General features: G+C 62.4%; 26 protein-coding genes and 5 pseudogenes. 19 read left to right on the top strand and 12 right to left on the bottom strand.

From position 1 onward, the window contains the following. Positions 1-96: 96 nt before the first annotated feature. The 7 genes and pseudogenes from EV674_RS15095 to EV674_RS15065 form a co-directional block, all read right to left on the bottom strand. A pseudogene (locus tag EV674_RS15095) lies at positions 97-1,194 on the bottom strand (high affinity choline transporter 1); the annotation flags it as partial. A gap of 94 nt (positions 1,195-1,288) precedes the next feature. Next, a complete protein-coding gene (gene ubiB / locus EV674_RS15090) occupies positions 1,289-2,860 on the bottom strand; it encodes a ubiquinone biosynthesis regulatory protein kinase UbiB (RefSeq protein ID WP_119014870.1) in 1,572 nt (523 codons plus the stop codon). Then, positions 2,857-3,438 carry a hypothetical protein gene (locus tag EV674_RS15085; RefSeq protein ID WP_119014871.1) on the bottom strand — a complete coding sequence of 194 codons (582 nt, stop codon included), beginning with the start codon at positions 3,436-3,438 and terminating at the stop codon, positions 2,857-2,859. Before EV674_RS15085 ends, ubiB begins: the two co-directional genes overlap by 4 nt. Before the next feature lie 47 nt (positions 3,439-3,485). Continuing rightward, positions 3,486-4,519, bottom strand: a pseudogene (locus tag EV674_RS15080) (Tim44 domain-containing protein). Between the two features lie 49 nt (positions 4,520-4,568). After that, positions 4,569-5,300 carry a bifunctional demethylmenaquinone methyltransferase/2-methoxy-6-polyprenyl-1,4-benzoquinol methylase UbiE gene (ubiE, locus tag EV674_RS15075; protein ID WP_119014872.1) on the bottom strand — a complete coding sequence of 244 codons (732 nt, stop codon included), beginning with the start codon at positions 5,298-5,300 and terminating at the stop codon, positions 4,569-4,571. Between the two features lie 149 nt (positions 5,301-5,449). Then, a complete protein-coding gene (locus EV674_RS15070; protein WP_119014873.1) occupies positions 5,450-5,875 on the bottom strand; it encodes a gamma-butyrobetaine hydroxylase family protein in 426 nt (141 codons plus the stop codon). 108 nt (positions 5,876-5,983) lie between these two features. Then, a complete protein-coding gene (locus EV674_RS15065) occupies positions 5,984-6,937 on the bottom strand; it encodes an integron integrase (RefSeq protein WP_206613264.1) in 954 nt (317 codons plus the stop codon). A 231-nt stretch (positions 6,938-7,168) separates the two neighbouring features. On the opposite strand from EV674_RS15065, the gene EV674_RS15060 reads away from it, so the two are divergent. The 4 genes and pseudogenes from EV674_RS15060 (at position 7,169) to EV674_RS17975 (ending at position 8,371) form a co-directional block, all read left to right on the top strand. Beyond that, positions 7,169-7,459, top strand: coding sequence for a DUF1010 domain-containing protein (locus EV674_RS15060; protein WP_132750472.1), 291 nt, complete (start codon positions 7,169-7,171; stop codon positions 7,457-7,459). Positions 7,460-7,487: 28 nt separating this feature from the next. After that, positions 7,488-7,778, top strand: a complete 291-nt coding sequence (locus EV674_RS15055; RefSeq protein ID WP_132750471.1) for a DUF1010 domain-containing protein — start codon at positions 7,488-7,490, stop codon at positions 7,776-7,778. A 28-nt stretch (positions 7,779-7,806) separates the two neighbouring features. Further along, on the top strand, positions 7,807-8,040 hold the full coding sequence (locus EV674_RS15050; RefSeq protein ID WP_132750470.1) for a DUF1010 domain-containing protein: 234 nt from the start codon (positions 7,807-7,809) through the stop codon (positions 8,038-8,040). Positions 8,041-8,069: 29 nt separating this feature from the next. Beyond that, a pseudogene (locus EV674_RS17975) lies at positions 8,070-8,371 on the top strand (DUF1010 domain-containing protein). Here the strand turns inward: EV674_RS17975 and EV674_RS17455 are convergent. Beyond that, entirely contained in the window at positions 8,357-8,521 is a 165-nt protein-coding gene (locus EV674_RS17455; protein ID WP_157983732.1) for a hypothetical protein, read from the bottom strand. The pseudogene EV674_RS17975 and the gene EV674_RS17455 overlap by 15 nt on opposite strands. Here EV674_RS17455 and EV674_RS15040 point away from each other — a divergent pair. The 10 genes and pseudogenes from EV674_RS15040 (at position 8,485) to EV674_RS14990 (ending at position 12,842) form a co-directional block, all read left to right on the top strand. Beyond that, a complete protein-coding gene (locus EV674_RS15040; protein ID WP_341539458.1) occupies positions 8,485-8,913 on the top strand; it encodes a DUF1010 domain-containing protein in 429 nt (142 codons plus the stop codon). The genes EV674_RS17455 and EV674_RS15040 overlap by 37 nt on opposite strands. Before the next feature lie 27 nt (positions 8,914-8,940). Beyond that, positions 8,941-9,231, top strand: a complete 291-nt coding sequence (locus EV674_RS15035) for a DUF1010 domain-containing protein (protein WP_119014876.1) — start codon at positions 8,941-8,943, stop codon at positions 9,229-9,231. Positions 9,232-9,449: 218 nt separating this feature from the next. Next, entirely contained in the window at positions 9,450-9,659 is a 210-nt protein-coding gene (locus EV674_RS15030) for a hypothetical protein (RefSeq protein WP_132750398.1), read from the top strand. Between the two features lie 64 nt (positions 9,660-9,723). Next, on the top strand, positions 9,724-10,212 hold the full coding sequence (locus tag EV674_RS15025; protein WP_119014650.1) for a DUF3592 domain-containing protein: 489 nt from the start codon (positions 9,724-9,726) through the stop codon (positions 10,210-10,212). 66 nt (positions 10,213-10,278) lie between these two features. Beyond that, positions 10,279-10,425 (top strand): annotated as a pseudogene (locus EV674_RS15020) (IS3 family transposase); the annotation flags it as partial. A gap of 73 nt (positions 10,426-10,498) precedes the next feature. Then, positions 10,499-10,870 (top strand): FlxA-like family protein, encoded by a 372-nt coding sequence (locus tag EV674_RS15015; protein ID WP_119014649.1) that lies wholly within the window; start codon positions 10,499-10,501, stop codon positions 10,868-10,870. A 108-nt stretch (positions 10,871-10,978) separates the two neighbouring features. Next, positions 10,979-11,673 (top strand): annotated as a pseudogene (locus EV674_RS17830) (DUF2867 domain-containing protein). A 61-nt stretch (positions 11,674-11,734) separates the two neighbouring features. Then, complete coding sequence (locus tag EV674_RS15000; RefSeq protein ID WP_119014648.1) at positions 11,735-12,211, top strand: GNAT family N-acetyltransferase; 477 nt, start codon at positions 11,735-11,737, stop codon at positions 12,209-12,211. A gap of 9 nt (positions 12,212-12,220) precedes the next feature. Continuing rightward, positions 12,221-12,469 (top strand): helix-hairpin-helix domain-containing protein, encoded by a 249-nt coding sequence (locus tag EV674_RS14995; protein ID WP_119014647.1) that lies wholly within the window; start codon positions 12,221-12,223, stop codon positions 12,467-12,469. A gap of 151 nt (positions 12,470-12,620) precedes the next feature. Continuing rightward, positions 12,621-12,842: a hypothetical protein gene (locus tag EV674_RS14990; RefSeq protein ID WP_119014654.1), complete on the top strand. Its 222-nt coding sequence runs from the start codon at positions 12,621-12,623 to the stop codon at positions 12,840-12,842. Between the two features lie 21 nt (positions 12,843-12,863). On the opposite strand, the gene EV674_RS14985 is transcribed toward EV674_RS14990, so the two are convergent. From EV674_RS14985 to EV674_RS14970, 4 genes are all read right to left on the bottom strand, one after another. Then, a complete protein-coding gene (locus tag EV674_RS14985) occupies positions 12,864-13,292 on the bottom strand; it encodes an HIT family protein (protein WP_119014646.1) in 429 nt (142 codons plus the stop codon). Then, positions 13,289-17,206: a DUF3683 domain-containing protein gene (locus EV674_RS14980; RefSeq protein ID WP_119014645.1), complete on the bottom strand. Its 3,918-nt coding sequence runs from the start codon at positions 17,204-17,206 to the stop codon at positions 13,289-13,291. Before EV674_RS14980 ends, EV674_RS14985 begins: the two co-directional genes overlap by 4 nt. Before the next feature lie 128 nt (positions 17,207-17,334). Next, positions 17,335-18,564, bottom strand: a complete 1,230-nt coding sequence (gene serA, locus EV674_RS14975) for a phosphoglycerate dehydrogenase (protein ID WP_119014653.1) — start codon at positions 18,562-18,564, stop codon at positions 17,335-17,337. Positions 18,565-18,738: 174 nt separating this feature from the next. Continuing rightward, positions 18,739-19,125, bottom strand: coding sequence for a hypothetical protein (locus EV674_RS14970; protein WP_374761700.1), 387 nt, complete (start codon positions 19,123-19,125; stop codon positions 18,739-18,741). Here EV674_RS14970 and hemA point away from each other — a divergent pair. The 5 genes from hemA (at position 19,091) to paeA (ending at position 24,318) form a co-directional block, all read left to right on the top strand. Next, positions 19,091-20,389, top strand: a complete 1,299-nt coding sequence (gene hemA / locus EV674_RS14965; protein WP_119014643.1) for a glutamyl-tRNA reductase — start codon at positions 19,091-19,093, stop codon at positions 20,387-20,389. The genes EV674_RS14970 and hemA overlap by 35 nt on opposite strands. A 58-nt stretch (positions 20,390-20,447) precedes the next feature. Further along, positions 20,448-21,536, top strand: coding sequence for a peptide chain release factor 1 (gene prfA, locus EV674_RS14960; RefSeq protein ID WP_119014642.1), 1,089 nt, complete (start codon positions 20,448-20,450; stop codon positions 21,534-21,536). A 73-nt stretch (positions 21,537-21,609) separates the two neighbouring features. Further along, positions 21,610-22,452, top strand: a complete 843-nt coding sequence (gene prmC, locus EV674_RS14955; protein WP_119014641.1) for a peptide chain release factor N(5)-glutamine methyltransferase — start codon at positions 21,610-21,612, stop codon at positions 22,450-22,452. Positions 22,453-22,501: 49 nt separating this feature from the next. Then, positions 22,502-22,825, top strand: a complete 324-nt coding sequence (gene grxD, locus EV674_RS14950; RefSeq protein ID WP_119014640.1) for a Grx4 family monothiol glutaredoxin — start codon at positions 22,502-22,504, stop codon at positions 22,823-22,825. Positions 22,826-22,989: 164 nt separating this feature from the next. Continuing rightward, positions 22,990-24,318, top strand: coding sequence for a polyamine export protein PaeA (gene paeA / locus EV674_RS14945; RefSeq protein WP_119014639.1), 1,329 nt, complete (start codon positions 22,990-22,992; stop codon positions 24,316-24,318). Positions 24,319-24,334 lie beyond the last annotated feature (16 nt).

Genomic DNA, 24,334 nt, shown 5'->3' with positions numbered 1-24,334 from the left:
GCGCAAGTTTGGGGCCCAACTACAGCCCCAGACGGGCGCGCTTGTCAGCGAACGCCTGTGGAATCAGGCTATTGAGATACCTATTTAGCAATCCCCACGCATGGCTTTGAGGGTGAGCGCATCGCTCATGCCCGGGCGCAGGTTGCGCAAGATGTTCTCGACAAACGTGGTGGATGGCGCCAGCAGCGTGGCCGACGCCGTGGACATGATGGCCGAAAGCAAAGCGCCAAAGAAAGCGATTTGCAGTGCCAGCGGCATGCGCTCCATGACCAGCGTGGGCAGCACTTTCTGCGGGTCGTCCTTGAGCAGCGCCTGCGCCGTCTCGGGCATGATCAGCACCGCCGAAGTGACCACAAACATGGGAATGAAAGCAAACAGCAGGTAGAGCACCCCGCCAATCACCGGCCCGATGCGCGCCGTCTCGGCACTGTTGGACGACATGACGCGCTGGAACACGTCCTGCTGCGGAATCGAGCCCAGCATCATGGTGATGGCGGCGGCAAAAAAGAACGTCCACTCCTTGAAGCCCGCCTGCTGCGGAAAGAAGTTGAACTTGCCCTCGCGCGCGGCAAACTCCACCACCTTGCCCGCGCCACCGGCCAGGTCAGCGGCAAACCAGGCAATGGCGATCAGCCCCACGGCAATCACGATCATCTGCACAAAATCGGTCAGTGCCACCGACCACATGCCGCCGTACAAGGTGTAGATCAGCACCACCGCCGTGCCCAGCACCATGCCCGCCGTGATGGACAGCGCGCCCTGCGTGAGCAGGTTGAACACCAAGCCCAGCGCCGTGATCTGCGCCGCCACCCAGCCCAGGTAGCTGAAGATGATGATGAGCGAGCACAGCACCTCCACCGAGCGGCCATAGCGCTGGCGGTAGTAGTCACCCAGGGTGATGAGGTTTTTCTGGTACAGCTTGTAGGCAAAAAACAGGCCCACCAGCACCAGGCACATGGAGGCGCCAAACGGGTCCTCCACCACCGCGCCCAGGCCGCCATCGACAAAGCGCGCCGACACGCCCAGCACCGTCTCCGAGCCAAACCAGGTCGCAAACGTGGTGGCAATCACCACGGCCAGCGGCAGGCTGCGCCCGGCCACCGCGTAATCGGCCGTGTTGTGGACACGGGTGGCCGCAAACAGGCCGATGCCAATCGACACCAGCAGGTACAAAACGATGAAGGTCACCAGCATGTGCCGCTCCGCAATTCAGGGGGGTTGAAGTCAAATCGCCGCGCATTATCTGCGCAAGATGGCCGCGCCCGCCCTGCGCGGTCGGCACAGCGACTTACAGCACGTGGACGCGCACGATCAGCTGCATGGCCAGCAGGCCGAGGACAAAACCCAGCCCGCCATAGACCAGCGCCTGCAACAGGCGGTTGGTGCGTTTTTGCTCCCTCAACAGCTCCAGCAGCTCACGCTGTTGCGTGTTGCCGCCGGGGCGCTGGTGCAACTGGCTGTGCAACAGGCGCGGCAGGGCGGGCAGCAGCTTGGCGTAGTGCGGCGCCTGGGCGCGCAGCTCGTGCCACAGGCGCTGCGGCCCCATCTGGTCGAGCATCCACTTCTCCAGAAACGGCTTGGCCGTGCTCCACAAGTCCAGATCGGGATCGAGCTGGCGGCCCAGCCCCTCAATGTTGAGCAACGTCTTTTGCAACAGCACCAGCTGCGGCTGGATTTCAACCTGAAAGCGCCGCGAGGTCTGGAACAACCGCATCAGCACCATGCCCAGCGAAATCTCTTTCAGCGGGCGGTCAAAGTAAGGCTCGCACACCGTGCGGATGGCCGCTTCCAGATCGTTCACCCGCGTCTCGGGCGGCACCCAGCCGCTTTCGATGTGCAGCTCGGCCACGCGCTTGTAATCGCGCCGGAAGAAGGCCGTGAAGTTCTGCGCCAGGTACTCTTTATCGAACTCGGTCAGGGTGCCGACGATGCCGAAGTCCAGCAGGATGTAGCGCCCCAGCGTCTCGGGCGCCAGGCTGACCTGGATGTTGCCGGGGTGCATGTCGGCATGAAAAAAACCATCGCGAAACACCTGGGTGAAGAAAATCGTCACCCCGTCGCGCGCCAGTTTGGGGATGTCCACCCCCGCATCGCGCAGGCGCTCGACCTGGCTGATGGGCACGCCGTTCATGCGCTGCATCACCATCACTTCAGGGTGGCAAAAGTCCCAGAAGATGGCCGGGATTTCCACCAGGTCCAGCCCTTCCATGTTGCGCCGCAGCTGAGCGGCGTTGGAGGCTTCGCGCACCAAATCCAGTTCGTCGTGCAGGTAGTTGTCAAACTCGGCCACCACCTCGCGCGGTTTCAGGCGCTTGCCATCGGCAGACAGCCCTTCCACCCAGCCCGCCATCATGCGCATGAGGCTCAAGTCTTTGTCGATCACCGGCAGCATGCCCGGGCGCAGCACTTTCACCGCCACTTCATGGAGCGCGCCCTGGCGATCGCGCAAGGTGGCAAAGTGCACCTGCGCGATGGAGGCGCTGGCCACCGGCACGCGCTCGAAGGACTCGAACACCTCACCCACCGGGCGGCCAAAGGCGCGCTCGATGGTGGCAATGGCCACCTCTACATCAAACGGTGGCACGCGGTCTTGCAGCAGCGCCAGCTCGTTGGCAATGTCGGGCGGCATCAGGTCGCGCCGGGTGGACAGCACCTGGCCAAACTTGACAAAGATCGGCCCCAGCCGCTCCAGCGCCTCGCGCAGGCGCTGGCCGCGCGGCGCGTCCAGGTTGCGGCCCACGGACACCACGCGCGCCAGCAGGTGAATCCAGGGCTTTTGAAAGCTGCTCAGCACCAGGCCATCGAGGCCGTAGCGCAACGCCACCCAGACGATGGTGGCGCCACGGAAAAAGCCCCTCACGGAATCGTCCGGTCTTCAGACCACGACGGTGCCGCAGCGGACGCCGCTGCCGCAGCGTTGGCACGGCTGCCCACAAACTGGCGCAGCGCCTGCGCCGACCAGCGTGCGCCCTCGGCCAGCACCCGGGCGGGCACATCGCCCAGCACCCGCGCCAGATCGTCTTCCAGGTCCCAGCGGATGTTGTCGGCCAGCCACTGGATGTCGCCCGCAAACTGCACATCGCCGTCGATGCGCACGGCGGGGCGGTCGCCGCGCAGCACCACCTGGGCCAGATCGAGGGGGGACTCCTGGGTGATTTCCAGGCGCAGATCGGGTGTGGCGCCGTAGGGGGCAATGTCAAACAGCCCCGCGGGCGTTACCTGCAAAGACATATAAAAGTGCCGCCACTGCACATGCACCATGCGCCCACGCTGGCGCGCCAGGCGCTCGGTGGCCGCGCTCTCTTGCTGCAACACGTGGTTGAGCAAGAGCACGGTTCGGTGCTGCACCTCTTGTACCAGCCACGGTGGCGGGACAAGCCCGGGGACGATGCGCGCGAACACGCCGCCAAGAAAAGAAAAAGGGGACTGTGTTGCCATAGTCCCCGATTATTCACTGAACCGTGCGCCCAGCGCACAGGGCTGGATTACTGCAAGGCTTGCACACCCGCTACCAGCCAGCCGCTGCTGCCGTGCTTGGGCTTGGTCATGTTCCAGACCTCGCGGAACGGGCTGGGGCCTGCCGAAGGCTCTTCACGGATCATGCCGGAGAACTCGACGCTGGCCATATAGGCCTCGCCCAGGTCTTCGATGCCCAGCAGCTGGGCTTCAAGCATGACCACATCGGTCTGGTTGGGATGGTCGCCACGGTGGGTTTCGCGCTCGGCCAGCTGGGCGCGGATTTCATCGAGCATGCTGTCGGTCATCATGGAACGCAGCGTGGCCACGTCCGAGCGGTCCCAGGCGGCCTGCAAGGTGGTGAAGTTGCGCTTGGCAGCCTGGACAAAAGCGGCCACGTCAAAGCCGTCGGGGATGCCCCAGTTTTGCCCGCCCGAACCCGCCAGCGCCGAACCAATGCGCGAACCCTCTTGCGCCGGACGCGCCGTGTCAAAGGCCATGCTGGAGCGCTCCCAGGGGCGCGCCGACGCATCGTTGCCCACCTTGTCGGGGCTGTAGTCGCGCGGCACCGTGGCCGTCTCTGGCGATGCCGAGCCGCCGCCCGCACCCGCGCCCTGGAAGGCAAACGGCGAGGCGCTGGCCGCAGCCGTGTTGCTGCCCTTGCGCATGCGCAGCACCAGCATAACCACGGCAAACACGGCCACCGCCAGCAGCGCCATCATCAGGAAATTGCCAAAGGCTTCACCAAAGCCCAGCGAATGGGCCAGCCACGCCAGCCCCAGGCCCGCCGCCAGACCGCCCAGCATGGCGCCCCATGGCTTCTTGGGCGCAGCAGCAGGCGCCGCTGCGGGCGCGGCAGCCGGCTTGGCCGCTGTGCTGCTGTGCTGCTGTTGGCAGTTTGGGCCGGGGCACCCGGCGTATTGGCGGGCGGGGCAGCATTGCGCTGTGTGACGTTGCTGGACTGCTGGCCCACGGACTTGCCGCCACCCATGCGCCGCGCGTCGGCCTCGGGGTGAACCACCATCAGGATCGCCACCAGCAAGGCGGGCCAGAGTTTCTTCATGTCTTTCATCTCCTTCAGATTGCAATAACAAACAGGATGCATCGGCAGTTCAGCACTTGATGCCCACATGCAGGGCGACCACGCCGCCCGTCATGTTGTGGTAATCAACATGGCCAAAACCGGCCTGGCGCATCAGCGCCTTCAGCTCTTCCTGGCCCGGGTGCATGCGGATCGATTCGGCCAGATAGCGGTAGCTGTCGGCATCGCCCGCAATGAGGCTGCCCAGGCGCGGCAGCACATTGAACGAATACCAGTCGTAGGCCTTGGCCAGCGGCTTGGCCACCCGAGAAAACTCCAGCACCAGCAGCTTGCCGCCGGGCTTGAGCACGCGGCACATCTCAGCCAGGGCGTCGTCCTTGTGCGTCATGTTGCGCAGGCCAAAGGCCACACTGACTACATCGAAGTGCGCATCCGGGAAGGGCAGGTGCTCGGCATCGCACACCAACGTGGGCAGGGCCACGCCCGCATCCAGCAGGCGGTTGCGGCCCACGCGCAGCATGGCTTCGTTGATATCGGTGTGCACCACGCGCCCGGTGGCGCCCACTTTCTTGGCAAACGCCAGCGACAAATCGCCCGTGCCACCGGCAATGTCCAGCACCTGGTGACCCTCGCGCAGATTGGCCACCATCACGGTGTAGGCCTTCCAGGCGCGGTGCAGGCCCGCCGACATCAGATCGTTCATGACGTCGTACTTGGTGGCCACGGAATCGAACACGCCGCGCACGCGCCGCGCCTTGTCTTGCTCGTCAACCGACTGGAATCCGAAATGGGTGGTGCTCATAAAAAACGATGCTATCTGGTGTGGCGACAACCCCGCAGGGTGCGGGGAATCGGCGCCGGGGTTTTGTTTTTAGGCCAAATCGGCCTGCAAGGCAAGCAGGACGTGCGCTAGCAGCTACGCATTTTGTAGCAATTGGCAACGCCGCCGCCTCAGTGGCTGGCACAGCCGTGGCCACCGTGGCCCGCGCCCTTGGGCACCATGGGCGCATCGCGGTCCACGCCCGCCGCTTGCAGGCGCTGCACATAGTCTTGCCACAGCGCATCGCCGCGCTGGCCCAGCTCGTAGAGGTAATCCCACGAAAAAATGCCGCTGTCGTGCCCATCGGAAAACGTGGGCTGCACGGCGTAGTTACCCACCGGGGCCAAGTCCACCAGCGTGACATCGCGCTTGCCGGTTTGCAGCACCTCCTGGCCCGGGCCGTGGCCCTGCACCTCGGCGGACGGCGAATACACGCGCATCAGCTCGAACGGAATGCGAAACGCCGCACCATCGGAAAACACAACCTCCAGCACGCGCGACTTTTCATGCACCGTGATGGACTGGGGCGCAGGCGCCCCCGCTTTCAGACCTGCCATGGGGATGTACCTGTGAGAAAAAAAGAGGGTCAAAACAGGGAGTGATTGTCCCACCCGCCGCACGGCAGAGGATGCAGCCAGTGTGCTGCGGCCTTGCCGGGCCAAGGGCTACAGCGCATCGAGCGGGCTGAGCACGCCACGCCCACCCTTGTTGAGCACATGCGTGTAAATCATGGTGGTGCCCACATCGGCATGGCCCAGCAGCTCCTGCACCGTGCGAATGTCGTAGCCCGCTTGCAGCAAATGCGTGGCGAATGAATGGCGCAACACATGCGGACTCACTGGCTTGGCTATCTGCGCCAGCTTGGCCGCCTCGCGCACCGCGCGCTGTACAGACTCGGGGTACACATGGTGGCGCCGCTCCAGCAAAGCGCCCGTCACAGCGTCGGGGCGCGGATCAACGGATCGTACCGGCGACGGAAACACCCATTGCCAAGCCCAGCTGCGATCCGCATTGGCGTACTTCACGGCGAGCGCGTGCGGCAAATACACGCGGCCAAAGCCGGCCTCCAGGTCTTTTTCATGCAGCACGCGCGCTTTCTGCAACTGCGCCTGCAATGGCAGCAGCAGATTTTCGGGCAGCACGGTAATGCGGTCTTTATTGCCCTTGCCTTCGCGAATCACAATTTCGCGCCGGGCAAACTCCACATCCTTGACGCGCAAACGCAGCGCCTCCAGCAAACGCATACCCGTGCCGTACAGTAATTGCGCAATCAGCCCGGACGTGCCTTGCATATGCAGCAGTAAAGCGCGCACCTCGGTAGCAGTCAGCACTACAGGTAAACGCTTAGGCGTTCTTGCCTGCACCACATCGTCCAGCCAAGGCAAATCCACGCCCAACACCTGTTTGTACAAATACAAAATCGCGGCCTTGGCCTGATTCTGGGTCGATGCAGAAACTTGCCGTTGAACCGCCAAATGTGTCAGAAAAGCCTCTACCTCCGCCGCGCCCATCTCTTGCGGATGCCGCTTGCCGTGAAAGAGGATAAAGCGCCGCACCCAATCGACATAAGCCGTCTCGGTGCGAATGCTGTAATGGCGTGTCCGCAAATGGTCGCGCATACGATCCAACAGCTTGGGCGCTGGGGCAGCCCCTGGTACGGCAGATGCGACGGGGGCAGCACGATCGAAAAACAAGGTCATCCGCAAAATTTTAGGTTTGCCTAAACGGCATCATCTCGGTGCTATCCCTATGTACTGATAGATACATCTTGTTTTGGGAGACCAGTCCGCTTACGATGGCTGTCGTCTAATTCTAGTTAGCACCACTGAAAAACCGATTTATTCAATCCCATGTTTATTCAAACGGCATTCAGCTTCTCAAGCGTTGTTCAGCGCTGGGTTTGCCGTTTCTCTGGGCTTCGCCTGCTGGCTGTGCGTCATTTTCCAGTATTTTTGGCCTCCAGCCCTTGCGCAGCAAGCGCAAGCAGCTATTGTTTTCGTAGTGCTGCGCCGCCTCGGTGGCGCTGTGCTTTTTCGCAGTTAGCGCCCGTCGCCAAATCATGGCTACCCGTTTTGGCTTCTGGTTCTAACCTTCCGGTCAAGCCGACCCGCCTACGGCGGTCGGCTTACCTCGCCCGTTAGCACCGAATAAAACCAATTTATTTCGCCCATGTTTATTCAAACGGCATTCAATTTCTCAAGCATTTTTCAGCGCTGGGTTTGCCGTTTCTCTGGGCTTCGCCTGTTGGATTGGCATCGGTTTGTAGTCTTTTTGGCCTCTAGCCCTTGTGGAAAAAGCGCAAGCAGCTATCGTTTTTGCAGTGCTGCGCCGCCTCGGTGGCGCAGTGCTTTTTCACAGTTCGTGCCCGTCGCCAAATCCAAGTTATCGGTTTTGGCTTCTGGCTCTAACATTTCGGTCAAGCCGACCCGCATTCTGCGGTCGGCTTACCTCGCCCGTTAGCACCAAAGAAAACCAATTTATTTAGCCCATGTTTATTCAAACGGCATTCAGTTTCTCAAGCGCTGTGCAGCGCTTGGTTTGTCGTTTCTCTGGGCTTCGCCTGCTGGCGTTGTGTTTTGCAAGCGCTGCGCTGCCTCGGTGGCGCAGCGCTTTTTCACAGTTCGCGCCCGTCGTCAAATCCAAGTTATCGGTTTTGGCTTCTGGCTCTAACATTTCGGTCAAGCCGACCCGCATTCTGCGGTCGGCTTACCTCGCCCGTTAGTCCCGCTGAAACCCCGCTTTATTTAGCCCATGCTTTATTCACTGGCATTTAGTTTCTCAAGCGTTTATCCGCTGGGTGTTTTGCCGTGTGCCGGGCTTCGCCTTTGGGTGCGGCGGTGGTTTCAAGCCTTTTTGGCCTCCAGCGCTTGGGCAGCGTGCGCCACCAGCTATCATTTTGCAAGCATTCCCTCGCCTCCGTGGCGCTGTGCTTTTTCGCAGTTCGCGCCCGTCGTCAAGTTGGGTTTCCCGTGCTGGCGTCTGGGTCTAACTGTGCAGTCAAGCCGACCCGCCTTCGGCGGGCGGCTTACTTTCGTTCGTTAGTCTCCTTCTGAAACCTCAACTGCTCGCCATTTTTTTCCGTAGGATTTAAAGTGTCCGTCTCTTTTTGTGTGGTCAATAGCCATTTGCATCCCAAGATAAGTACCGAAAACTGTTGCGGCAAACAATGCAACAACCAAAAATACCCCAATCAAAAAATCCATACTTTCTCCAAAATTTAATATCTAACCCGTCAATCAACCGGACTGCTTCGCAGCCGGTTATCTCAGGCGTTAGCACCACTGAAAACCAATTTATTTCGCCCATGCTTTTTCAAACGGCATTCAGTTTCTCAAGCGTTGTTCAGCGCTGGGTTTGCCGTTTCTCCGGGCTTCGCCTGGTGGCGTTACGCTGGTTTTTGGTCTTTTTGGCTTCTAGCCGTTGTGCAGCAAGCGCAAGCAGCTATTGTTTTGGTAGTGCTGCGCCGCCTCGGTGGCGCTGTGCTTTTTCGCAGTTCGTGCCCGTCGCCAAATCATGGCTACCCGTTTTGGCTTCTGGCTCTAACCTTCCGGTCAAGCCGACCCGCATTCTGCGGTCGGCTTACCTCGCCCGTTAGCACCACAGAAAACCATTTATTTCGCCCATGCTTATTCAAACGGCATTTAATTTCTCAAGCGTTGTTCAGCGCTGGGTTTGCCGTTTTTCCGGGCTTCGCCTGCTGGCGTTTTGTCATTTTTCAGTCTTTTTGGACTCCAGCCCTTGCGTAGCAAGCGCAAGCAGCTATCGTTTTGCAAGCGCTGCGCCGCCTCGGTGGCGCAGCGCTTTTTCGCGGTTCGTGCCCGTCGTCAAATGGGAGTTTCCCGTTTTGGCTTCTGGCTCTAACATTTCGGTCAAGCCGACCCGCATTCTGCGGTCGGCTTACCTCGCCCGTTAGCGGGCAAAGTTTCGTCATGCACTCGTGTGGCAATTTCCGGCATTCCAAGCCACTCAAAAATCTGCATGAGAGGGTACCCAATCAAGTTGTGCACAGGCCAGTTTTTGTAAATCCGCTTCATTGTTTGTCCTTTCAAAATTCAGCTCTAACCCGTCAATTAACTCGGACTGCTGCGCAGCCGGTTATCTCAGTCGTTAGCTTTTACTCGGAACATTTGAATGACTAGCCCGCTTCCTAATGAATCAACACAAGCAATTGCTGTTTTAGCCGCTTGCTTTGTAAAAACAATGGGTGAAAAAGATCCTGAGTTCATCGCAGCATTTCGGAATAACCTGGAAGAGATGTATTACCAAATGCGAGATAACAGCTATTTCCCTTCAGGGACGCTTCAGGCAGTAAGAATCACAGGCGATTTTCTTAAAACCTAACCCGGCGCTCAAGCCGACCCGCATGCTGCGGGCGGCTTATCTTGTCCGTTAGGCTTCGCAAGCCATGCTCGATTATCTTCAACGCATGCTCGATTTAGCACTCCGCAAAGAGTTGCAGGGCATCCACTTCTGGGCCACCCTGTATGTGCTCATCGTTCTGGTAGGTTCGCTGTGGCATGCACTGCGAGTTCGCAGGTGGCCTCAGGTGGAAGGTCAACTTCTCAGCCTTGGAATTCGCCCGCTGGGAAGTCCCGACCCTGGCACCAGAGACCAAGACTATGTACCTTCGGCGCTTTATAGGTATGAGGTGAATGGTCAATCCTATGCAGGCCGAGAAATATCGATATGGAAAATGTCTGCCTCAGGCATACTCCAGAACACAGCAAAAATCCTGCCTAGTCAGGTCAGACCGAGTGAAACAGGGAAGGTGCTCATCTACTACAACCCCAAGCGTCCAGAAAAGAGCCTTCTCTTGCGTCCGGGTTGGGCAAGCATTTCATTTTTGTCAGCGCTCATTTCCCTGGCCGCTGCCTTCTATATCTGGCGTTGGTAAGCGAATCGCCCCAGCTTTTGAGGAGGCTCTTTTCTCTGAACGGATTGAGCAATGAAGAAGTCGAACGAGCCGGTCTGCAAAGTGCTGTCGGTCGCCCCGTCGGCGTATCGACGACATGCAGCGCTGCTGCACGAGCCGCACCAGCGCTGCGCCCGAGCCAAGCGTGACGAAGTGCTGATGCCAGAGATTGAACGCGTCTGGCAGGCTAATATGCTTGGCGATATGCTGAAGAAACTCGCTAAGAGTCCGACATTGCTGTATGCCTCAGCCTCAACCGTAGTCCACCATGCAACTATCTTCAACTAATTCATCAGCCATTGCGTCCGCAAGTGTCGGCGCTGGCAGTGGTTCCAGTTCAGCCGCAGAGATTGCCAAGCTCCAAAAGCAGATAAAGAACTTGACCAACGAGCTAAAGAATATCGCTGGTGACACCACAATGGATGCCAAGGCGAAGCAGAAACGGGCAGAGCAACTGCAGGCGCAGATCCAACTCATCCAACAGCAGATCACAGCGATTCAGCAGGCAGACGCCCAAAAGGCCCAAGACAAGGCCCAGCGCCGAACGGAGGCGGCGCGTGAATCAAACTCGCACCCATCTTCCTCTCCTAGCGCACGCAAAGAAGGCCCTCTTGGCACTAACCTCGACGTCCATGCCTGACATACTGGCTCTTATCAGGGTTCAAGCATCGACCAGATCCGCAGGCTGAACGCGGCCTAACCAATCGCTCAACTGGATCCATTGCGGTGTGCTGGGCTTCACCTTGGGGTGCAGCGTCAGTTTCAAGCTTTTTTGGCCTGTAGCGCTTGCAAGATAAGCGCTAACAGCTATCATTTTGGAAGCACTGTGCCGCCTCCGTGGCGCAAGCACCTGACCCGACATTTCAATCCAACCAAAATCTGCTTACAAAAAGCATCTTCCGTGCCGCAAAAAAATACTCCCTTTGAATCTACTGCGCCACCCCATAGTCGCATTACCGGATTTTTGAAAGATGCCAGCTTTCATGACTCCTGGAGTATCCATTCAACCGACACCAGCCTGTCTGCACTCGACCATTTTCTTCTTGCAGCCAAGCAAACGCCCCGCTGGATTGGCATATGCATGGCAGTACGCAACCGCATTGTCCAGCTCGCAGGGCTCAAAAACCTGGGCGCATTATCTGAACTGGCTCCTGACAAAATGGCAGCGTCCTATAAGACTGGTGATCGCGTAGGTATTTTCACGGTTTTGAAAACCACTTTGATGAAGCCCTCATCGGCGATAAAGACAAGCATTTGGACGTGGTTCTCAGCATCCATCGCCATGAAGTGCCCGAGAGAAAACTGGTTGCCATCACCATCACAACCGTTGTTCACGTAAAAAACAGGCTGGGCAGCCTGTATATGCTTCCTGTCAAACCCATGCACCGGCTCATTGCCCCCGCAGTTCTGGCAAGCATTGGGCGCGGCACACATCCGGCATAACATGGCGTTTTTGTGCCCCCCCCGATTGGCACCCACTTTCTTCATTCAGTGCGCTGACACCATGAACGCCATCAAACCTGCCATATTCCCTGAAGACCTGGAGCGCGTCATCACCATTTTTCGGGAATATGTTGCCAGCCCCAGTGTGAATCTCGATTTTCAGGATTACGAGTCAGAATTCGCGGCCCTGCCGGGAAAATACGCCGCACCGGAAGGACGCCTGCTGCTGGCGTGGAAAAATGGGGCGGTGGTGGGGTGCGCCGCACTGCGCAAAGTGGATGCCAGCGTCTGCGAAATGAAGCGGGTCTATGTCCAGCCCGCAGCACGGGGCGATGGCCTGGGCCGTCGGCTGGTTGAAAGCACCATTGCCGCCGCACGGGAGGCGGGCTATTCGCGCATTTGCCTGGATGTCTTGCCCGAATTCACGCAGGCGCAACACATGTATGCCTCACTGGGTTTTCGGCCCACAGCGCCCGTCACATTCAACCCTGTGCCCGGCACCCAGTTTTTGGGTCTGGATTTGATTTCCTCCTGTTGAAGAGAACCCATGCCATTTCCACCCTCTGAAAGAAAATCCCTTCTGGCCGTCAAAGGCGTGGGCCCTACCGTAGTGGCCCGCCTGGAGCAGATGGGGTATGAGTCGTTGGCACATTTGAGCAAGGCCAATACCCTGGATATTGTTTCAAGGGCTTCTGCGATGCTGGGCTCCACCTGCTGGAAAAACAGCCCGCAAGCACGTGCGGCCATTCAGTCCGCTATTGCACTGGCGCAGTCCCACCATGCGCAGGTGGACTGACTTTGCACAGCCAACCGCTCCCGGTGGCGGCTGAAACCGGCCTGGGCGCCCGCGCCCGCCGTGGCGCAGTTCTCGTGTTCCAATGCACCGCGTCTGGCCGCTTCAACGCCGCTGGCAATGGCCGCCGGGCGCACCCACAGGAGGCCACACCTTGAACGCCATCAAACTCGCTGCCATCGCGCTCATCATTGGCGGTGTGCTGGGCCTGGCATACGGCAGCTTCAGCTACACCAAAGACACCACGGCCATGAAACTGGGGCCGATCGAGCTGTCCGTGAAAGAAACTGAAACGGTCAATATTCCCGTCTGGGCAGGCATTGCGGCCATCGTGGCCGGGGGCCTGCTGCTGGTGCTCGGGAGCAAAGGGCGCTGAACGCGCCCCAGCCTCCCTCACTCAACCCAAAGACGCCCGCAACTGCGCCTCCAGCGCGGGCAGGCGCGCACGCAGGGCGTCTTCTGGTGCAGCGTCGCGCGGGCGCTGGGCGGCGGCCCAGACGGGCGCCGGAAAGTGGCTGTCCCAGTCAAAGCGCGCAATCACGTGCCAGTGCAGGTGCGCCACCATGTTGCCCAGCGTGGCCAGGTTGATTTTGGTGGGCTGCAGGTGCTGGCGCAGGGCCTGCTCTACCTGCACCACCACGTCCATGCAGTGGGCGCGGTCGGCGGGGCTGAGGTCAGAAAACTCGGCCACATGGGCATTCCAGACCACGCGGTAAAACGCCGGAAAGCCCGCCTCGTCGGCACGGATCACCCGCAGCTTCTCGCCGCGCCAGATGAGCTGGCCGCCGTCGCTATCGCACAGGGGGCAAGCGCTGCCCACGTTCACACCAGCACCCGCTCAATGCCGCCTTGGTTGGCCTTGGTCACGTACTCGGGCAGCCAGTTCTCGCCCAGGATTTGCTTGGCCATCTCGATGACGATGTAGTCGGCCTCCAGCAGGCCGTTTTGCAGGTCGTCCTCGTAGCGCTTGAGCCCTTGCAGGCAGCTGGGGCAGCTAGTGAGGATTTTGACGTTGGCCTGTGCGGCCACGGCACCGCTGGCGCGCAGTTGTGCCTCGCCTTTTTTGATTTCCTCTTCCTTGCGAAAGCGCACCTGCGTCGATACGTCGGGGCGCGTCACGCCCAGCGTGCCCGATTCGCCGCAGCAGCGGTCGCTTTTCAGCACCTGATCTCCCACCAGCGCCTTCACGGTCTTCATCGAGTCCTGCAACTTCATGGGGTTGTGGCAGGGTTCGTGGTACAGGTAGCCGCCCTGGCCTGCGGGCAGGGTGATGCCTTTTTCGAGCAAAAACTCGTGGATGTCGATGATGCGGCAGCCAGGGAATATCTGGTCAAACTCGTAGCCCTGGAGCTGGTCGTAGCAGGTGCCGCAGCTAACCACCACGGTTTTGATGTCCAGGTAGTTGAGCGTGTTGGCCACGCGGTGGAACAGCACCCGGTTGTCGGTGATCATCTTCTCGGCCTTGTCGAACTGGCCCGAGCCGCGCTGCGGGTAGCCGCAGCACAAATAGCCCGGTGGCAGCACGGTCTGCACGCCCGCATGCCACAGCATGGCCTGCGTGGCCAGGCCCACCTGGCTGAACAGCCGCTCGGAGCCGCAGCCGGGAAAGTAAAACACCGCCTCCGTCTCCGCCGTGGTGGCCTGCGGGTTGCGGATGATGGGCACGTAGTTGCGGTCTTCAATGTCCAGCAGCGCGCGCGCGGTTTGCTTGGGCAGGCCACCGGGCAGCTTCTTGTTGATGAAGTGGATCACCTGCTCCTTGATGGGCGGTGTGCCCACCGTGGCCGGTGGCTTGGCGGTTTGCTTGCGGCCCACTTTGCGCAACAAATCCACGGCCAGGCGCTGGGCCTTGAAGCCCACGCCCACCATGGCCGAGCGCAGCAGCTTGATGGTGTCGGGGTTGGTGGCGTTGAGCATGGTCATGGCCAGCGCATTGCCAGGGCGGAAGGTCTTTTTGCCCATCTTGCGCAGCAGGTTGCGCATGTTCATGGTCACATCGCCAAAGTCGATCTTCACCGGGCAGGGCGTGAGGCATTTGTGGCACACGGTGCAGTGGTCGGCCACGTCCTCAAACTCTTGCCAGTGGCGGATCGAGATGCCCCGGCGCGTTTGCTCTTCGTACAAAAAGGCTTCCACCAGCAGCGAGGTGGCCAAAATCTTGTTGCGCGGGCTGTAGAGCAAATTCGCGCGCGGCACGTGCGTGCTGCACACGGGTTTGCACTTGCCGCAGCGCAGGCAGTCTTTGACCGAATCGGCAATGGCGCCGATGTCGCTTTGCTGCATGATCAGCGACTCGTGGCCCATCAGGCCAAAGCTGGGGGTGTAGGCGTTGGTCAAATCAGCATAGAGCTGGTTTTTTTGCACCAAATCGGCCTCTGGCGCCCGCCCACCGGGCGCTTTAAGCTCCTGATTTCGTAGCAATTTTCCTTTGTTGAAGCGCCCTTCGGGGTCTACTTTTTGCTTGTACTGGGCAAACGGGCGCAGCTCTTCGTCGGTCAGGTATTCGAGCTTGGTGATGCCGATGCCGTGCTCGCCCGAGATCACGCCGTCCAGGCTGCGCGCCAGCACCATGATGCGGCCCACGGCTTCGTGGGCGGTTTGCAGCATGTCGTAGTCGTCGCTGTTGACGGGCAGGTTGGTGTGGACGTTGCCGTCGCCCGCGTGCATGTGCAGGGCCACCCAGACGCGGCCCTTGAGCACGCGCTGGTGGATGGTGCTGCACTCGGCCAGCAGCGGCGCAAAGGCGGCGCCCGAAAAAATGTCGGTCAGCGGCGTGCGGATCTGCGTCTTCCAGCTGGCGCGCAGGCTGTGGTCTTGCAACTGGGTAAACAGCGTTTCAATGTCATGCAGCCACAGCGCCCAGAGCTGGCGGGCGTCGGCCACCACGGCCAGCGCCTGGGCCACGCGCTCGGCCAGCAGCTCGGGCGATGGCGCCTCCAGGTCGGCGCTGCCCTGCGGCCCCAGCGGCAGGTTGCCGCGCGTGAGAAAGGCCGTCAGCTCATCGCACAGCTTGATTTTGTTGCGCAGCGAGAGTTCGATGTTGATGCGCTCGATGCCGTCGGTGTATTCGGCCATGCGCGGCAGCGGGATCACCACGTCTTCGTTGATCTTGAAGGCGTTGGTGTGGCGGCTGATGGCCGCCGTCTTTTTGCGGTCGAGCCAGAACTTTTTGCGCGCCTCGGGGCTGATGGCGATAAAGCCTTCGCCACGGCGCGAGTTGGCAATGCGCACCACCTCGCTGGTGACGCGGGCCACGTCGTCGGCGTTGTCACCCGCGATGTCGCCAAACAGCACCATCTTGGGCAGGCCGCCGTGCTTTTTGCTCTTGGTGGTGTAGCCCACGGCTTTGAGGTAGCGGTCGTCCAGGTGCTCCAGCCCGGCCAGCAGCACGCCACTGCGCTTTTGCTCGGCGAACATGAAGTCCTTGATCTCGACGATGCTGGGCACGGCGTCTTTGGCGTTGCCGAAGAACTCCAGGCACACGGTGCGCGTGTGCGCGGGCATGCGGTGTACCACCCAGCGCGCGCTCGTAATCAGCCCGTCGCAGCCTTCTTTCTGGATGCCGGGCAGGCCCGCCAGAAACTTGTCGGTCACGTCCTTGCCCAGGCCCTCTTTGCGGAAGGTTTTGCCCGGAATGTCCAGCCGCTCGGTACGGATGAAGGTTTTGCCGTCGGCCTCGTAGTAGTTCAGCTCAAAGCTGGCCATGTCCACGTCGTGGATCTTGCCCAGGTTGTGGCCGATGCGCGTGACCTCCAGCCACTGGGCCTGCGGCGTGACCATGCGCCAGCTGGCCAGGTTGTCCAGCGCCGTGCCCCAGAGCACGGCTTTTTTGCCACCGGCGTTCATGGCGATGTTGCCGCCCACGCAGGAAGCCTCGGCGCTGGTGGGATCCACGGCAAACACAAAGCCTGCGCGCTCGGCGGCATCGGCCACGCGCTGGGTGACCACGCCCGCTTCCGTCCAGATGGTGCCCACTTCGCGGTCCACGCCAGGGAGCTTGCGCATCTCCACCTCGGTCATGGCTTCGAGCTTTTCGGTGTTGATGACCACGCTCTTCCACGTCAGCGGAATGGCGCCGCCGGTGTAGCCGGTGCCGCCGCCGCGCGGGATGATGGTCAGCTCCAGCTCGATACAGGCTTTGACCAGACCGGCCATTTCCGTCTCAGTGTCGGGAGTGAGCACGACGAAGGGGTACTCGACGCGCCAGTCGGTGGCATCCGTCACATGGCTCACGCGCGAGAGGCCATCGAACTTGATGTTGTCCTTGGCCGTCAGGCGCGCCAGCGTGCGGCGCACCTGGCGGCGCAGCTGCGTGATCTGGTCAAAGGCGGCGTCGAACTGGCGCACGGCCTGCGATGCGGCCTGGAGCAGCTCGCCCACCAGGGCGTCGCGCGCGGCATCGTCGTCGGGGGTGCGGCGCTTTTGCACTTCGCCCAGGCGGTGCTCCAGCGCCTGCACCAGGAGCTTGCGCCGGTCGGGGTTGTCCAGCAGGTCGTCTTGCAGATACGGGTTGCGCTGCACCACCCAGATGTCGCCCATCACCTCGTAGAGCATGCGCGCCGAACGGCCCGTGTGGCGCTCCAGACGCAGTTGCTGCAACACGTCCCAGGCGCGCTCGCCCAGCAGGCGGATGGTGATCTCGCGGTCGGAGAAGCTGGTGTAGTTGTAGGGAATCTCGCGCAGTCGCACGGGCTCGGGGGTCTGCGCCATCAGGACGGCCAACGTGGTGGGAGCATTCATGGGGGAAGCGGTGGAAAAGGGGGAGTAAGGGCAACACGCCCTGTTACAGGAAATGGGGGGACGAATTCTAGGCAATCAGCGCCGCGCCTGCATGACAGCAGCCCGCGCAGCGCACACGCCCCCGGCACTCAAAACAGCACGCGACAACGCAAGGTGGCGGGAATCTGCGCCAGTTTTTCCAGCGCCAGCGCGGACGAGGCGGCGTCAATGTCGATCACCACGTAGCCGATGCGCTCGTTGGTTTGCAGGTACTGCGCGGCCACGTTGATCTGGTTGTCGGAGAACACGCGGTTGATCTCGGACATGACCCCCGGCACGTTGCGGTGTACGTGCAGGATGCGGTGCTTGCCGCGCTGCGCGGGCAGCGCCACCTCAGGAAAGTTGACCGACGACGTGGTGGTGCCGTTGTCGCTGTATTTGACGAGCTTGTCGGCCACCTCCAGCCCGATGTTGGCCTGTGCCTCCAGCGTGGAGCCGCCAATGTGCGGCGTGAGGATGACGTTATCAAGGCCGCGCAGGGGCGAGACAAACTCGTCCTGGTTGCTGCGCGGCTCGACCGGGAACACATCCACCGCCGCGCCCAGCAGCTTTTTGGCGCGCAGGGCATCGGCCAGCGGCTCAATCTGCACCACCGTGCCGCGCGAGGCGTTGATGAGGATGGCGCCGGGCTTCATGGCGGCAATCTCGGGCGCGCCGATCATCCATTGCGTGGAGGGCAACTCGGGCACGTGCAGGGTCACGATGTCGCTGGCGGCCAGCAGCTCGTTCAGGTTGGCGGCCTGGCGCGCGTTGCCCAGCGGCAGCTTGGCCACCACGTCATGGAACAGCACGTTCATGCCCAGGCCCTCGGCCAGCACCGACAGCTGCGTGCCAATCGAGCCGTAGCCCACGATGCCCAGCGTCTTGCCGCGAATCTCATAGGCGTTGTCGGCCGACTTGAGCCAGCCACCCCGGTGCGCCACGGCGTTTTTCTCGGGCACGCCGCGCAGCAGCAAGATGGCCTCGGCCAGCACCAGCTCGGCCACGGAGCGGGTGTTGGAATACGGCGCATTGAACACGGCAATGCCGTGCTCCTGGGCGGCCTGCAAATCGACCTGGTTGGTGCCGATGCAGAAGCAGCCGATGGCCACCAGCTTGGGCGCGTGGGCCAGCACCTCGGCATTGAGCTGGGTGCGTGAGCGGATACCAATGAAATGCACGTCGGCCAGGCGCTCTATGAGTTCGGCCTGCGGCAGGGCGCCGCTCAGGGATTCGATGTTGCTGTAGCCAGCGGCTTGCAGCACCTGGAGCGCGGAGGGGTGCAGGCCTTCGAGCAGAAGAAACCTGATCTTGCTTTTGTCCAGCGATGTGGGGCTCATGGCGCGGTCCTGTGTCGGCGAAGCCCAGGCCACCGTCTGCAGGCGCCCGGGCTTGGAAGCTTGGCGGGCCATCCTAGCATGGTGCAGCGCACAAAAGCGCCGTCTGGCACGGCTGCCATTACCCGCGCCAGGGGCAAACGCGCCCGGCGCTGGCGCAGCGCCGGGGCCACGCCGTCAACGCCGCGCGGGCCGCACCAGCCACCACTGGCTGCTGGCACAGGCCAGCACCAGCGCGGTGTAAGTCAGCATCTTGCCGTCGCGGCCAAACCCCCACAGCCCCAGCAGCAGCACCGCGCAGCCCACTATAAAGTTAATAGCTGCTTGCGCAATCCAGTCGGGCGTTTCAGCCGTTTTTGACCAAAAAATACGGGCGCACAATGGCAACAGCAGCGCCAGCGCCGCAGCCGGCGCCACCAGGTTCAGCAGGTGATTCAGAGCAGCCGCAAGGCCCATAAAAAGAATGCCCTTCGAGGTGGGTACAGACGCCTGCGGCGCAGGCGGTGCAACAAATTTTATAATCCGGCATATGGCAGTCTGGGCCCTCGGCATCAACCACACCACCGCGCCCCTCGACCTGCGCGGTCGTTTCGCGTTCGCGCTGGATCAAATCGCGCCCACGCTGCAAGGGCTGCGCCAGGCGCTGAACCAGTCGGGCAGCCCGCGCGGCGTGGAGTCGGCCATCATCTCCACCTGCAACCGCACCGAGATTTACTGCGCCGGTGAGCAAGCGGCCCTCGACCATACGCTGGGCTGGCTGGCGCGCAGCGGCGGCGTCAGCCCCGACGTGCTGCGCTCGCACTCCTACGTGCTCGAAAACGGCCCCGTCGCGCGCCACGCCTTTCGCGTCGCCAGCGGGCTCGATTCCATGGTGCTGGGCGAGGCGCAAATCCTCGGCCAGATGAAAGACGCCGTGCGCGCCGCCGAAAGCGCAGGCGCCCTGGGCAGCACGCTCAACCAACTCTTCCAGCGCAGCTTTGCCGTGGCCAAAGAGGTGCGCACCAGCACCGAAATCGGCGCGCACAGCATCAGCATGGCCGCTGCCGCCGTGCGCCTGGCCAGCCAGCTGTTTGAAGACCTGGAGCGCACGCGGGTGCTGTTTGTCGGTGCGGGCGAGATGATCGAGCTGTGCGCCACCCACTTTGCCGCGCGCAACCCCGCTGGCCTGGCCATTGCCAACCGCACGCTGGAGCGCGGCGAAAAGCTCGCCAGCCGTTTTGGTGGCTCCGTCATGCGCCTGGCCGACCTGCCCGAGCGCCTGCATGAATTTGACATCGTGGTCAGCTGCACCGCCAGCAGCCTGCCCATCGTGGGCCTGGGCGCCGTCGAGCGCGCCCTGAAAAAACGCCGCCACCGCCCCATGTTCATGGTGGACTTGGCCGTGCCGCGCGACATTGAGCCCGAAGTCAAGCAACTCGAAGACGTGTACCTCTACACCGTGGACGACCTGGCCAGCGTGGTGCAAACCGCGCAGGCCCACCGCCAGGCCGCCGTGGCACAGGCCGAAGCCATCATCGACGCGGGCGTGCAAAGCTTCATGCACTGGATGGAGCAGCGCGACCCGCAGCACGGCGTGGTGCCGCTCATCCACCAGTTGCACCGCCAGACCGACGCCTGGCGTGCCACCGAAATCGCCCGCGCCAAAAAGCGCCTGGCGCGCGGCGAAGACATCGACAGCGTGCTGGAAGCCCTCTCGCGCGGCGTGGCCAAAAAAATGCTGCACGGCACCCTGGCCGAGCTGCGCAACAGCGACCCCACCGCCCGCGCCCAAACGGCCCACACGGCCTCGCGGCTGTTTTTGCGCTCTCAGGGCAAAAAAGCCATCTAGCGCCCACGGGGCGGGCGCTAACAGCTACAAATTTTGTAGCAAAAACACCCCTATTTGCATGAAACCTTTTCTCCAGAACCAGTTGGAGCGCTACGCCCGGCGCCTGGCCGAGCTCGATTTCCTGCTCTCGCGCGAGGACATCATGGCCGACATGGCGCAGTACCGCGTGCTCTCGCGCGAGCACGCCGAAGTCACCGCCATTGCCGGGCGCTACGCCCGCTGGCGCCAGCGCAGCGCCGACCTGGAAGGCGCGCAAGGCATGCTGGCCGACCCCGACATGGCCGAGATGGCGCAGGAAGAAATCGACAGTGCCAGCGCCGATCTGGTGCAGCTGGAGGCCGAATTGCAGCGCCTGCTGCTGCCCAAAGACCCCGACGACGCGCGCAACGCCTTCCTGGAAATCCGCGCGGGCACCGGCGGCGATGAGTCGGCGCTGTTTGCGGGCGACTTGGCGCGCATGTACCTGCGCTATTGCGCCAACATCGGCTGGCGCACCGAGGTGGTCAGCGAGAGCCCGTCCGAGCTGGGCGGCTACAAAGAAATCGTGCTGCGCGTGGTGGGCGACAACGCCTATGGTCAGCTGCGCTTTGAATCGGGCGGCCACCGCGTGCAGCGCGTGCCCGCCACTGAGACGCAGGGCCGCATCCACACCAGCGCCTGCACCGTGGCCGTGATGCCCGAGCCCGATGAAACCGAGGCCATCCGGCTCAACCCGGCGGATTTGCGCATCGACACCTTCCGCGCCAGCGGCGCCGGGGGCCAGCACATCAACAAAACCGATTCCGCCGTGCGCGTGGTGCATTTGCCCACCGGCATCGTGGCCGAGTGCCAGGACGGGCGCAGCCAGCACGCCAACAAGGCCAAGGCGCTGCAAGTGCTGCAAGCGCGCATCCAGGAAAAAGAGCGCAGCGAGCGCGCTGCCAAAGAAGCCGCCGAGCGCAAGGGCCTGATCGGCAGCGGCGACCGCTCAGACCGCATCCGCACCTACAACTTCCCGCAGGGGCGCCTGACCGACCACCGCATCAACCTGACGCTGTACAAGCTGCTGGCCATCATGGAAGGCGATCTGGGCGAAGTGCTGCAAGCCATGGCGCACGCCCGCGAGGCCGAGCAACTGGCCGAGCTGGAGCAAGGGGCCAACAGTTGAGCTAACTGGCGGCCAATTGCAAGCCAAATCAGCCTCCAGCCCTTGTGCAGAAAGCGCTAGCAGCTATAAAAACATGAGTGAAACCGTGCCCGATCTGAACCACGCCCTGGCCCACGCCCACACGCTGGGGCTGGAGCGCATCGACGCCCAGCTTTTGCTGCTGCACACCCTGGGCCGCGCCGATGCGGGCCGTGCCTGGCTGCTGGCGCACGACACCGACGCCATCGCGCCCGAGGCGCTGGCGCGCTTTAGCGCCCTGTGCCAGCGCCGCGCTGCGGGCGAGCCGGTGGCCTACCTCACGGGCGTGAAAGCGTTTTACGGCCTGGCGCTGCACGTCGATGCCCGCGTGCTCGACCCCCGCCCCGACACCGAAACCCTGGTGGACTGGGCGCTGGAAACCATCGCGCCCCTGCCCGCACCGCGCCTGCTTGATTTGGGCACCGGCAGCGGCGCCATCGCCCTGGCGCTGCAACACCAGCGCCAGGGCGCCCAGGTGCTGGCCGTGGACGCCAGCCCCGACGCCCTGGCCGTGGCCCAGGCCAACGCCACGCGGTTGGGGCTGGCGGTGCGCTTTCAGCACGGCCACTGGCTGCAAGGCGTGGAGGGGCTGTTCGATGTCATCGTCAGCAACCCGCCCTACATTGCCGCGCAAGACCCGCACCTGGCGGCCCTGACGCACGAGCCGCTGCAAGCGCTGGCCAGTGGGGCCGACGGGCTGGAGGATATCCGCGCCATCGTCGCGCAAGCCCCGGCCCATTTGCCACCGGGCGGCTGGCTGCTGCTGGAGCACGGCTGGGACCAGGCCGAGCGCGTGCGCGCGCTGCTGGCGGCAGCCGGATTCGGGCAGGTGCAAAGCCGCACAGACCTCGCCGGCATCGCGCGCTGCTCAGGCGGGCAGTGGCCGACAGTGAAATAATCCAGCCCATTCCCACCGGGCCCTTGCGGCCCTTTTTTTTGGAGCCACCATGAGCGATACCCAGAAACGCATCGACGACCTCGTCAAATCCAGCGAAGTGCTGCTGTTCATGAAAGGCACGGCCAGCTTTCCGCAGTGCGGCTTCTCGGGCCGTGCCATCCAGATCCTGAAAGCCTGCGGCGTCGATCCCAAGGCCGTCGTCACCGTCAACGTGCTTGAAGACGACGCCATCCGCCAGGGCATCAAGGAATACAGCCACTGGCCCACCATTCCGCAGCTCTACGTCAAGGGCGAATTCATCGGTGGCTCGGACATCATGATGGAGATGTACGAGTCGGGCGAGCTGCGCCAGGTGCTGGGCACTGCGGAATAAAGCACCAGCTTCGGCCTGCTCCAGCGCACCGCACGGGCCGCCGCACAGGCGGCTTTTTTGTGCCCGCAACCCGGGCAGCGCAGCCCGTTACCTGCACCGCTACACTGCCACAGGCGCCGCCGCCGACCAGGCCAGCGCGCCACACGCCTTCCGCGCCCCTCGCCATGCTTGAAAACGCCTTCCTCATCTTTGCCCTGATTGCCGCCAGCGGCTTTTTTTCGGTGGCCGAAATCTCCCTGGCCGCCTCGCGCCGCCTGCGCCTGCGCCAGATGGCCGACGACGGCGACGTGCGCGCCGCGCGCGTGCTGCGCACGCAAGAGCAGCCGGGTGACTACTTCACCGTGGTGCAGATCGGTCAAAACGCCGTGGCCATTCTGGGCGGCATTGTGGGCGAAGGTGCGCTCAGCCCGCACTTCAGCCAGTTGTTTGGCTGGTGGCTGGCACCATCCACGGCACAGACGGCGGGGTTTCTCTGCTCGTTTCTGGTGATCACGTCGCTGTTCATCCTGTTTTCTGACCTGTTTCCCAAGCGGCTGGGCATGGCCGAACCCGAGCGCCTGGCCCTGCGCGTGAGCCAGCCCATGGCGCTGTGCATGGCGCTCTTGCGCCCGCTGGTGTGGTTTTACAGCCGCTGCGCCGATGCGCTGTTTCGCCTGCTGGGCCTGTCGTCGCTGCGCGATGAGCGCGTCACCTCTGACGACATCCTGGCCATGATGGAGGCGGGCACGCGCGCCGGGCTGCTCGATGCCAGCGAGCAGCAGGTCATCACCAATGTGTTTGAGCTGGACACGCGCACCGTGGGCAGCGCCATGTCGCAGCGCGAGCGCATTGCATTCTTCCTGCGCGATGACCCCGACGACGTGATCCGCGTGCGCATCGCTGCCGAGCCGTTCTCGACCTACCCCGTGTGCGAGGGCGACATCGACCATGTGGTGGGCTATGTGGACGCCAAAGACCTGTTCCAGCGCATCCTGAACAACCAGCCGATTTCATTGCAGGATGACACCCTGGTGCGCAAGGTGCTGGTGGTGCCCGACCGGCTGACGCTGTCCGAGGTGCTGGAGCAGTTTCGCCAGGTGCATGAGGACTTTGCCGTCATCGTCAACGAATACAGCCTGGTGGTGGGCGTAGTCACCCTCAACGACGTGATGAGCACAGTGATGGGCGACCTGGTCGGCCCCGACGACGAAGAGCAAATCGTGCAGCGCGATGCCGATTCGTGGCTGATCGACGGCGTGACGCCCATTGAGGATGTGCTGCGCACCCTGGCCCTGGACGCGCTGCCCCACGATGCGCAGTACGACACCCTGGCGGGCTTTTTGATGGTGATGCTGCGCCGCGTGCCCCGGCGCACCGACAGCGTGGTCTGGGGCGGCTACAAGTTCGAGGTGCTGGACGTGGACCGCTACCGCATCGACCAGGTGATGGTCTCGCGCACCACGCCCAGCGCTGGCAGCGCCCCCCCAACCGCAGCGGGCAACAGCACCGCCTGATGCAGAAACTATTATT

This window comes from Simplicispira metamorpha, assembly GCF_004341365.1.
GTDB classification, from domain to species: Bacteria; Pseudomonadota; Gammaproteobacteria; order Burkholderiales; family Burkholderiaceae_C; genus Simplicispira; species Simplicispira metamorpha.
The sequence above is the reverse complement of the archived record's forward strand: the minus strand, read 5'-3'. Positions and strand labels throughout refer to the sequence as shown.